Below are 6,484 nucleotides of genomic sequence, written 5' to 3' on the forward strand. Positions count from 1 at the left end.
AGACCTGATATGGGGAAAAAGCCCGATATTTTAAAGACTTAAATCAAAAAAACAAAACCCGCACCAGAGGGCGCGGGTTTTGTTTGCTGGCAATGGCCGACTTAGCCTTCCGCCACCCGCTTGGCAATATGAGCCAGCGCCTCTTCCACCTGGTCCACCAGGATCAGGCACAGATCACCCGGCTGCAGACGGCCCAGGGCTTTGTCGATGGCGACGAACTCGCCATTGATCTCGTCCACGTAGGCGGTGCGGCTCGCGCCGCTCAGACCATCACGCAAGAGCGCGATCACCTCGCCGTCTTCACGGCCGCGCTGGCAGGCGTCCTGGTACAGCAGCACGTCGTCAAAGGCGGCACCCAGGATGCGGGTCTGCTCGCGGATATCCTCGTCACGACGATCACCCGCACCACTGATCACCACCGAGCGGCGTTGCGCCGGCATGGCTTCCACCGCCTTGACCAGGGCCAACATGGCATCCGGGTTGTGGCCATAGTCGGCAATCAGGGTCGCGCCACGGTAGTCGAACACATTGAAGCGGCCCGGCGCATTGTCGGTGTCGCTCACAAAATTGCGCAGGCCCTCGGTCACCGCATCCCAGTTCAGGTTCAGCGCCCAGGCAGCGGCCACCGAAGCCATCACGTTCTCGACCTGGAAGCTGATGGTGCCGCCACGGGTCAGCGGAATCCCGGCCAATGCCAGCCGGCGCTTGACCTCGCCCTCGGCCAGCACGATGGCACCGTCCTCGATAAAGACCACCCGGCGGCCCTGCGCACGCTGCGCCGCCATCACCGGCAGGTGCGGGTCAGCGGCAAAGAAGATCACCTGGCCGGGGCAGTTGGCAGCCATGGCAGCCACCACCGGGTCAGCCGCGTTCAGCACCGCGTAACCGGCCGGCGCCACGTTCTGCACGATCACCCGCTTCAGCACCGCCAGGTCTTCCAGCGTGGTGATGAAATTGAGGCCCAGGTGATCGCCCATGCCCACATTGGTCACCACCGCCACATCGCAGCGGTCGAAGGCCAGGCCTTCACGCAAGAGACCGCCGCGGGCCGTCTCGAACACCGCCGCATCCACATCCGGGTGCATCAGCACATTACGGGCGCTGCGCGGGCCGCTGCAGTCGCCGCTATCGGTCTGCCGCCCGCTCACGTACACGCCATCGGTATTGGTCATACCCACGCGCAGCCCAGTCTGGGCCAGCAGGTGGGTGATCAGCCGCACCGTGGTGGTCTTGCCATTGGTACCGGTCACCGCCACCACCGGGATACGACCGTCATCGCCCGCCGGGTAGAGGGTATCCATCACCGCCTCGCCCACCGGCCGGCCCTTGCCGTAGGAGGGCGAGAGATGCATGCGCAAGCCCGGCGCGGCGTTCACTTCCACAATGCCGCCGCCTTGCTCTTCCAACGGTCGCAGCACGCTGTCGCAGACCACGTCCACGCCACAGATATCGAGGCCCACCATCTTGGCGGCGTCGATCGCACGGGCCGCCATCTCAGGATGCACATCGTCGGTCACATCGGTAGCGGTACCGCCAGTGGAGAGGTTGGCATTGTTACGCAGCACCACCCGCTGGCCCTTCTCAGGCACCGAGTCGGCATTCAGGCCCTGCAGCGCCAGGCGCGCCAGGGCAATGTCGTCAAAGCGGATCTTGGTCAGCGAGGTCGCATGGCCCTCACCGCGGCGCGGGTCGCGGTTCACTTCCTCGACCAGCTCGCGCACGCTGTGCTTGCCGTCGCCGATCACATGCGGCGGGTCACGGCGGGCGGCCGCCACCAGCTTGTCGCCCACCACCAGGAGGCGGAAGTCGTGGCCGGGCAGGTAGCGCTCCACCATCACGTCGTCACGGAATTCGCTGGCCGCCTTGAAGGCGATCTCCAGGTGCTCGCGGCTGGTGATGTTCACCGTCACGCCCTTGCCCTGGTTGCCGTCCTGCGGCTTGACCACCACCGGCAGGCCAATCTCCATGGCCGCCGCCCAGGCATCGTCCGCATCCTTGACCGGGCGACCATGCGGCACCGGCACGCCGGCAGCAAACAGCAGCTTCTTGGTCAGCTCCTTGTCCTGCGCGATCGATTCGGCAATCGCACTGGTGCTGTCGATCTCGGCCGCCTGGATGCGGCGCTGCTTGCTACCCCAGCCAAACTGCACCAGGCTGCCCGTGGTCAACCGGCGGAAGGGTATGCCCCTTGCCACGGCGGCATCCACGATGGAACCAGTGCTCGGCCCCAGCCGCTCGTCCTCGTCCAGGTCATGCAGCGCCTTCAGCGCGGCGGCCAGATCAAAGGGCGTGTCGCTCAGCGCCGCCCGCACCAGCGCTTCCGCCAGTTCCAGCGCCTGCCGGCCCACCGCCTCCTCGCTGTACTCCACCACCACCTGGTAGACACCCGGCTCCACCGTCTGGGTGGTGCGGCTGAAGGTCACCGGGCAGCCAGCCTGCTCCTGCAGGCCCAGCGCCGCAAATTCGATCGCGTGGGCCAGCGAGATACCATCCTCGTGGCGGGTGCCATGCAAGGGCAACAGGGCCGGGAAGCGGGCACGCAGCCGGGTCTCGAAACCCGGCAGCCGGCTGATCTCGCATTCATCGCCGCTACAGGTGACGATCGCCTCGATCGAGGTGTGACGGCTCCACAGATTGGGGCCACGCAAGGCACGGATACGGGATACTTCCATCTAGGCTGTCTTTCGCTGGGGGCCGCCAGGGCGGCCGCTGTTCCATCAGTCCGCCAAAGGCGGTATTGCTTGTTCCAACCCATCCGCACGGCCCGTCAGGACCATGCAGACGGTACTCAGGCCTGCGCCAGGCCGTAGGCTGCCTCAAGGCCAGCCGCGATCAGCTCGATCACGGCCCCCTGTTGCACCGCTACCGCCACTGCCGCCAAGGTCGCAGCCGAGTCGGTTTCATCCAGGCCGGCCGGCAGCGGCGCAATCACCTGCTCTTCCTTGCCACGCGCCAGCACAATGTCCTGACCACGCAGGAAGACCGCCCGACCGCCGTTGCCACGGTGCTCGGCCAAGGCAGCCAGGTTGCCGTCCAGCGCGTAGAAAATCACTTCGCCATCGCACAGCTCGGCCATGCTCACCAGCATCGGGTCGGCGGCATTGAGCACCGCAGCGCCATCGTCCTGCACCACGTCAATCTGCGTGCGCAGTACCTTGTAGAGCTGTTCCGGTTCCAGGATATGCCAGGGTGCCAGCGCGGCCAGGCCTTCGCTGTCGGTCACCACCCCCACCGCACAGCGGTCGTAGGGCAGGCCCTCGTCCAGAATGCGCTCGGCGGTATGCTCGAACACGGCAGTATCAATGGAACGGTTGATCAACAGCCGCTGACCAGCCTCCCAACGGGTGCTGTCGCTGGCATCGATGCGCCGCTTGTCCAGGTAGAGGCCGCTGCTGCAAGCCAGGCCCACATGGCGGCCGGCCATGCGCAAGAGGCTGGCCGCCAGCTTGGCCACGCGCTTGGCGCCGCGGCTGCCGGTCACCCCCACCAGCGGGATGCGGCCGCTCTGCCCCTCGGGGAAGAGATGGTCGACGATAGCGCGCCCCACCGGGCGGCCGGCGCCATTGGCCGGCTTGAGATGCATCAACAGGCCGGGGCCGGCGTTCACTTCGACAATGGCGCCAGCCTGCACGTCCAAGGGCTTGCCAATGTCCTCGGCCACCACGTCCACACCGGCAATGTCGAGACCCACGGTCCGCGCCGCCAGGCCCACGATAGCCGCGACCTCCGGATGGACCTCGTCGGTGCAATCGAAGGCCACATTGCCATTACGCTGGATCAGCACCCTGCGGCCGGCCGCCGGCACGGAGTCCGGCATCAGGTCCTGCCGCTTCAGGTCGTTGAGGATGGCGGTATCCTCGGTGATCTGCAGGTAGTTGAGCGGATGGTCCTCGGTCTTGCCGCGGCGCGGGTCCGCATTGATCTGGCTTTCCACCAGCTCGATCACGGTCGATTTGCCGTCACCGGTCACCCAGGCGATCTCGCCACGGGCCGCCGCCACCACCTTGCCACCCACCACCAGCAGGCGGTGTTCATTGCCCGGGATGCAGCGCTCCACCATCACCTCGCTGCCATGCCGCTCAGCCAGCTCAAAGGCCGCCGCCACATCCTCGCGGGTCTTCAGGTCCATGGAGACGCCACGGCCATGGTTGCCGTCGGTGGGCTTCACCACCACCGGCAGGCCGATATCCTCGGCCGCTTCCCAGGCCTCATCGGCGTTGGCGACGATCACGCCCTCAGGCACCGGCACGCCCACCGAGCTCAAGAGCCGCTTGGTCAGGTCCTTGTCGCTGGAGATGCTCTCGGAAATCGCACTGGTCTGGTCGGTCTCGGCCGTCCAGATACGGCGCTGCGCCCGACCATGGCCCAGTTGCACCAGGTTGCCATCGGTCAGGCGGATATGCGGAATACGGCGCTCGGTCGCGCCGTCGACGATACAGGCCGTGCTGGGGCCAAGATGGTGGTCATCCACCAGCTCATGCAAGGACGCCACCACGGCGGCCACATCAAAGCCGGTGTCGTTGATCGCCGCCACCACTAGGTCCCGCGCCGCCACAATGGCAGCCCGGCCGACCTGCTCGTTGCGGGCCCGCACCGCGACCTTGTAGATGCCGCGTTCGGCCACGCCGCGCGCCTTGCCAAAGCCAGCCTGGATGCCGGCCATGTTCTGCAGCTCGATCGCCACGTGTTCCATGATATGCGCCGGCCAGGTGCCCTCGCGCAAGCGCAGCAGAAAGCCACCGCGCTCGCCCACGCCACAGCGGTGCTCGACCAGGCCCGGCAGCCAGGCGGTCAACCGCTCATAGAAGCCAGGCAGGGTGTTGGATGGAAAATCCTCCAGCTCACCGATATCCACCCAGGCCTCGATCACCGGACGGTAGGTCCACAGATTCGGGCCGCGCAGGTAGTTGACGCGGAGGAAGGTAATGTCTTTTTTCATCTTGATCCCAATGGTTTGGATCGTCTTCAAAGTGCCTGTTCCGGGTTCGGGACCGACGAGGGCAAAGCATATCGCAGGCCGCGCGTTATACTTGGTATAGACCCGTAGGGCCAGTCCCAATAGCGGCATAACGTGTTTTGCTGTTGCGGCGGCCGCAAGCTGTCAACCGCAACGGCAGCCCGTGCGTTTCACGCAAGCCAGGCGGCACAAGCCTTCGCGGCCCGCGCCCCACCCCAACCCGGGTCGATCAGCCATCCTCAGCGGCTGGTCGGCCACCCCGACGACGACCGAAGTGACCACCGAAGCCCGCCCCGATACCGACCTGAGCCGTAGCCTGCCGACCGAAAGCTGGCGCAACGAGCTAGCCCCGCATCTTACCCCCGCAGAGAACGTTTTGGCCGGCCTGGAGGTTGACCTCGACGCGCAACTTCACTTCCGCACCTCGCTCCTGGTACTGACCGACCAGCGGCTCTGGAGCCGCCCGGCTGGTGCGCGCGACTGGCAGTCCTGGCCGCTCGCCGCCGCCCAAACGCTCAAGCACCACGACCACGCCGGCGTCGGCGTACTGGAACTGCACACCCCCGATGGCAAGCTGGCCGACTGGCGCTACACCCTGGGCCAGAACCCCGCCGCAATCCGCCTCCTGGAGCGCTTCGAAACGCAGATCGAGGTGCTGCGCACCGGCCAGCAACCCGCCCCGCGCGAGGAAATCCGTTGCCCGGCCTGCAAGGCTCCGCTGGAACACGAAGATGACGAGTGCCCGGCCTGCGACCGCGAGTTGCACACCCCGCCCTCGACCTGGACCCTGTTCCGGCTCTGGCGCTTCGCCCGCCCTTACCAGGGCCAGCTCCTGGCCGGCTTCCTGCTCATGCTGGGTGCCACCGGCGCCACCCTGGTCTCGCCCTATCTCTATATGCCGCTGATGGACAAGGTGCTCATCCCCTTCCAGAACGGCGCCCATATCGAGCCGGCCACGGTCGCACTCTATCTATCCGGTCTTCTCGGCGCCGCCCTGGTGTCCTGGTCGCTGGGCTGGGCCAAGACCTATATCCTGGCCCTCGTGAGCGAGCGCATCAGCGCTGACCTGCGCACCACCACCTATGAGCACCTCTTGCAGCTGTCGCTGGAATACTTCGGCGGCAAACGTACCGGTGACCTGATGTCGCGCATCGGCTCGGAGAGCGACCGCATCAGCGTCTTCCTGTCGCTGCACGCGCTGGACTTCATCACCGACGTGCTGATGATCGTCATGACCGCGGTCATCCTGTTCAGCATCAACCCCTGGCTGGCCCTGGTAACCCTCCTGCCGCTGCCCTTCATCGCCTGGATGATCCACCTGGTGCGGGACCGCCTGCGTACCGGCTTCGAAAAGATCGACCGGGTCTGGGGCGAGGTCACCAATGTGCTGGCCGACACCATCCCCGGCATCCGGGTGGTCAAGGCCTTCGCGCAGGAGCGGCGCGAGGCGCAGCGCTTCCGCGAGGCCAACCAGTCCAACCTGCAGGTCAACGACAAGCTCAACAAGACCTGGAGCCTGTTCTCGCC

The 6,484-nt window shown here is 66.2% G+C and carries 3 protein-coding genes; 1 reads left to right on the forward strand and 2 read right to left on the reverse strand.

What is annotated here, in order from left to right:
- Positions 1 to 101 precede the first annotated feature (101 nt).
- Together cphA (VIM95_RS13465) and cphA (VIM95_RS13470) are read right to left on the reverse strand one after the other, a co-directional pair.
- Positions 102 to 2,672 (reverse strand): cyanophycin synthetase, encoded by a 2,571-nt coding sequence (gene cphA / locus VIM95_RS13465; RefSeq protein WP_331986463.1) that lies wholly within the window; start codon positions 2,670 to 2,672, stop codon positions 102 to 104.
- Positions 2,673 to 2,788: 116 nt separating this feature from the next.
- Positions 2,789 to 4,939 carry a cyanophycin synthetase gene (gene cphA, locus VIM95_RS13470; protein ID WP_331986465.1) on the reverse strand — a complete coding sequence of 717 codons (2,151 nt, stop codon included), beginning with the start codon at positions 4,937 to 4,939 and terminating at the stop codon, positions 2,789 to 2,791.
- Between the two features lie 181 nt (positions 4,940 to 5,120).
- Between cphA (VIM95_RS13470) and VIM95_RS13475 the strand changes: the two genes are divergently transcribed.
- Positions 5,121 to 6,484: ABC transporter transmembrane domain-containing protein (locus tag VIM95_RS13475; RefSeq protein WP_331986467.1), on the forward strand; the 1,364-nt coding region annotated here is incomplete at its 3' end.

It is taken from the genome of Chitinimonas sp. (assembly GCF_036568685.1).
In the GTDB taxonomy this organism is placed as follows: domain Bacteria; phylum Pseudomonadota; class Gammaproteobacteria; order Burkholderiales; family Chitinimonadaceae; genus Chitinimonas.